The sequence below is a fragment of the Candidatus Andeanibacterium sp. genome (assembly GCF_057143545.1).
The window spans coordinates 1-4,341 of sequence record NZ_DBNHSF010000068.1 but is presented as its reverse complement, the minus strand read 5'-3'; the positions used below and the strand labels follow the sequence as shown (position 1 = coordinate 4,341).

At 67.4% G+C, this 4,341-nt stretch carries 4 protein-coding genes; 1 reads left to right on the top strand and 3 read right to left on the bottom strand.

The window, feature by feature from the left end; translation table 11 throughout:
* On the bottom strand, positions 1 to 2,345 hold a 2,345-nt coding region (gene uvrA / locus AC16XC_RS04425), incomplete at its 3' end, for an excinuclease ABC subunit UvrA (RefSeq protein ID WP_484033434.1).
* A 203-nt stretch (positions 2,346 to 2,548) separates the two neighbouring features.
* Here uvrA and AC16XC_RS04420 point away from each other — a divergent pair.
* On the top strand, positions 2,549 to 2,944 hold the full coding sequence (locus tag AC16XC_RS04420) for a hypothetical protein (protein ID WP_484033433.1): 396 nt from the start codon (positions 2,549 to 2,551) through the stop codon (positions 2,942 to 2,944).
* 26 nt (positions 2,945 to 2,970) lie between these two features.
* On the opposite strand, the gene AC16XC_RS04415 is transcribed toward AC16XC_RS04420, so the two are convergent.
* Together AC16XC_RS04415 and AC16XC_RS04410 are read right to left on the bottom strand one after the other, a co-directional pair.
* Complete coding sequence (locus tag AC16XC_RS04415; RefSeq protein ID WP_484033432.1) at positions 2,971 to 3,711, bottom strand: ABC transporter ATP-binding protein; 741 nt, start codon at positions 3,709 to 3,711, stop codon at positions 2,971 to 2,973.
* Positions 3,708 to 4,341: FecCD family ABC transporter permease (locus AC16XC_RS04410; RefSeq protein ID WP_484033431.1), on the bottom strand; the 634-nt coding region annotated here is incomplete at its 5' end. The genes AC16XC_RS04415 and AC16XC_RS04410, both read right to left, overlap by 4 nt.

Below are 4,341 nucleotides of genomic sequence, written 5' to 3'. Positions count from 1 at the left end.
TAGCCGCGCGCGGCGCTTTCGGGGAGGCCGGCGAACCAGTCGCGGATCTGGGTGAAGGCGCCGGTATAGGTGGCGGGGTTGGAGCGCGGGGTGCGGCCGATCGGCGACTGGTCGATCTCGATCACCTTGTCGCAATATTCGAGCCCGGCGATCGCTGCGTGCGGCCCGGCGACGACGCGCGCGCCGTTGAGTGCGCGGGCGGCGGCGGGATAGAGCGTGTCGACCACCAGGCTCGACTTGCCGCTGCCACTGACGCCGGTGATGCAGCAGAAAGTGCCGAGCGGGACGCGCGCATCGACCTGCTTGAGGTTGTTCGCGCTCGCCCCCTTGACCGTGAGCGCGTGGCCGTTGCCCTTGCGGCGCTTGGCCGGGACCTCGATCCTGCGCGCGCCGGTGAGATAGGCGGCGGTGAGGCTCTTGCGGCATTTGAGGACTTCCTCGAGCGTGCCTTGCGCCACCACCTCGCCGCCATGGACGCCGGCGCCGGGGCCGAGGTCGACGATATGGTCGGCGCTGCGGATCGCGTCCTCGTCATGCTCGACCACGATCACCGTGTTGCCGAGGTCGCGCAGCCGCTTGAGCGTTTCCAGGAGGCGGTCGTTGTCGCGCTGGTGGAGGCCGATCGAAGGCTCGTCGAGCACGTAGAGCACGCCCGAGAGGCCCGAGCCGATCTGGCTGGCGAGGCGGATGCGCTGGCTCTCCCCGCCCGAGAGCGTGCCCGAGGTGCGGTCGAGATTGAGGTAGTCGAGCCCGACATTGTTGAGGAAGCCGAGCCGCTCGTTGATTTCCTTGAGGATCGCGCGGGCAATCTGGTTCTGGGTGTCGGTCAGCCGCTCGTGCAGGGTCGCGAAGAAGCCCACCGCATCGGCGACGCTGAGCTTGGTTGGCCCGGCGATATCCTCGCCCGCCACCTTCACCGCCAGCGCCTTCTCGTTGAGCCGCTTGCCGCCGCAGCTCTCGCACGGCTGCGCGGTCTGGAACCGGCCGAGCTCCTCGCGCATCCAGCTGCTGTCGGTCTGCGCGAAGCGGCGGTTGAGGTTGCCGATCACCCCTTCGAACGGCTTGGTGACGGTGTAGCTCTTGCGCCCGTCGCGGAAGGTCAGCTCGACCGGCAGGCCGCCGGTGCCATGGAGGATGATGTCGCGCTGGTCCTGCGCCAGCTGGTTCCACGGCGTCTCGATGTCGAACTCGTAGGCCCTGGCGAGGCTCGAGAGCACCTGCATGTAATAGGGCGATGGCGGGTTCGACTTGGCCCACGGCACGATCGCACCCTGCTTGAGGCTGAGCGCTTCGTTCGGCACCACCAGCTGCGGATCGAAATGGAGCTTCTCGCCAAGCCCGTCGCAGGTTGCGCAGGCGCCCTGCGGGGCGTTGAAACTGAACAGCCGCGGCTCGATCTCCTCGATCGTGAAACCCGAAACCGGGCAGGCGAATTTCTCCGAGAAGACGATCCGGTTGGCGGGAATGCCGGTGCCTTTCATCGCGCCGAGCGAAGTGCCCCCTCCGTCAGCGCCTCGCGCTGCCACCTCCCCCAGGGGGGGAGGATTTGCGCCAATCCGATCCTCCCCCCCTGGGGGAGGTGCCGAACGCAGAGAGGCGGAGGGGGCCAGTTCCGCCACCGTCCCTTCCGCCAAATCGACATAGGCCAGCCCCTCGGCGAGCTTGAGCGCGGTCTCGAATGAATCCGCCAGCCGCGTCTCGAGCCCCGGCTTCACCGCCAGCCGGTCGACCACCACTTCGATGTCGTGCTTGTATTTCTTGTCGAGCGCCGGCGCCTGGTCGATCTCGTAGAACTCGCCGTCGATCCGCACGCGGGTGAAGCCGGCCTTCTGCCATTCGGCGAGCTCCCTGCGGTATTCGCCCTTGCGCCCGCGCACCACCGGGGCGAGCAGGTAAGCCCTAGTCCCTTCGGGCAAGGCCATCACCCGGTCGACCATGTTGGAAACGGTCTGCGCCTCGATCGGCAGGCCGGTCGCGGGCGAATAGGGCACCCCGACGCGGGCCCACAACAGGCGCATGTAATCGTAGATCTCGGTCACCGTTGCCACGGTCGAGCGCGGGTTGCGGCTGGTGGTCTTCTGCTCGATCGAGATCGCGGGAGAGAGCCCGTCGATATGCTCGACATCGGGCTTCTGCATCATTTCGAGGAACTGCCGCGCATAGGCGCTGAGCGATTCAACGTAGCGCCGCTGCCCCTCGGCATAGATCGTATCGAAGGCGAGCGAGCTCTTGCCGCTGCCCGACAGCCCGGTGATGACGATCAGCTTCTCGCGCGGCAGCTCGATATCGAAGCCCTTGAGATTATGCTCGCGGGCACCGCGGACGGAGATGGTGGTGAGACTCATGGGCGATCAATTGGGGGCTTGAGGAACAGGAGTCCAGTGCCCCAGAGTGCAGGGGCGCCGGAGCGGCAATGTTCCCTAAATGTTCGTGCTGGTCAAGGGGGCGGATTCGGCCAATCCTGCATTAGAAGCGACGATCTGCACTCCGGATCATGGCGCTTTGGCGATCGGGGTTCCATTTCTGGGCAAGCGCAAAGGAGCAAACAATGACCATGCCCACGAGGACGCCATCGCTTTCCGGCTTCACTGCCCTTATGGCACTCGGCGCGCTGGTCGCGGCAGCGCCCCCGGCGCTTGCGCAAACCGCTCCGCCGGCACCGCATGAGCGGTCGATGGGCGGGGAAACCGACAGGATCGAACTCAACCAGGAACAGGCCGAGTTTGCCAGGGCTCAACTGGCCAATAACGCAGCTGAACAAGCGCGGTACGAGCAAGCTGTTGCCGATTACGAGCGCGGCCTGGCCGAAGTCGAGGCGGCCAAGGCGAAGATCGCCGCCGACGATGCCGCGGCCAAGGCCGCCTACGAGGCCGAGAAGGCCCGGCGCGAAGCCGAGTATGCCAGGGCGATGGCGGTCTGGCGCGCGCAGGGTGGCGGCCAATAGGTCTGGGTTTCTTGCAGCCCTGATCGTTAGCGCAGCGAAAGCGCCCGCGAACCGGCATCGCCCAGCCAGCGCGCGCCCACGCCCCAGACCTGCGCGATTATGCCTTCGTCCAGCGCTTGCGCGGGCGGCCCGTCGGCTGCCAGCTGCCCGCGATCGAGCACCAACACCCGATCGGCATGGTTCATCGCCAGGGCCAGATCGTGCAGCACGAGCACCACACCGCGCCCCAGCCCGGTTGCCGCGCGGAGCGCGGTGAGGATTTCGCGCTGGTGATACAGGTCGAGCGCGGCGAGCGGTTCGTCGGCCAGCACCCAGGCAGGATCGCCTGCAAAGACCCGCGCGAGCAGCGCCCGCGCCCGCTCGCCGCCCGAAAGGGTCGAGACCGGACGGTCGGCAAGCCGGGTGAGGTGGGTGGCTTCTAGCGCCGCGGCGATATCCCGTTCGCCGGCATCGCGATGCGGCAGGCGGCCCAGCGCGGCGAGATTGTGCACCGAAAGGTCCCAGGCGATCTCGCCATCCTGCGGGAGGTAGCCGATCATCCGGGCGCGTTCGCGCGGATCGAGCGCGCCGAGCGGAGTGCCGTCGAGCAGGACTTTCCCGTTCGCAGGTTCGATCAGTCCGGCCATCGCCGCCAGCAGGGTCGATTTCCCGGCGCCGTTGGGGCCGCAAATGGCGGTCAGCGTCCCGCGCTCGAGACTTGCCGAGACATCCTGCACGACCTCCGCAGCGCCGAGCCGGATAACGAGATTTTCGGAACTGAGAGTCATGCCAGGTTCCTCCGCATCCGGAGCAACAGGGCGAGAAAAAACGGCGCGCCGACCAGACTCAGCGCAATACCCAACCTGAGTTCGGTGACCAGCGGCAGGATCCGGCAAATGCAGTCCGCGACCAGCACCAGCAGCGCGCCGGCGAGCGCACTCGGCACGATCAGCGAGCCGGGCCTGCGGTCGGTCAGCGGACGCACGAGATGCGGCACGATCAGCCCGACAAAGCCGATGATCCCGGCGACCGCAACCCCGCTTCCCACCGCCAGGCCGATTCCGGCGATCATCAGATATTGAAGGCGAACCGGCGATACGCCCAGCGATCGGGCCGCCGCCTCGCCCAGGGTCAGGGCGTCGAGCGCCTTGCCTGTTCGCATCAGCACCGCGATTCCGGCCAGGGTCAGCGGCGCCGCCAGCCAGACATCGTTCCAGCTGCGATCGGTCAGCGCGCCCATCAGCCAGGTGACGATCTCGCTCGTCGCAAAGGCGTTGGGCGCAAGGCTGATCACCAGCGCGGTCAACGCTCCGGCGAGGCTGGCAATCATCATCCCGGCGAGGGTGAACAGCGCGATCCCGCCCCCCGAACCATTGAAATTGCGCCCGGCGATCAGCGCGAGCAGGGCCATCGCCCCG

Excerpts from the sequence above, each read along its gene's own strand:
- AC16XC_RS04415 (WP_484033432.1), bottom strand. The coding sequence starts at position 3,711 with ATGACTCTCAGTTCCGAAAATCTCGTTATCCGGCTCGGCGCTGCGGAG.
- AC16XC_RS04420 (WP_484033433.1), top strand. The coding sequence starts at position 2,549 with ATGACCATGCCCACGAGGACGCCATCGCTTTCCGGCTTCACTGCCCTT.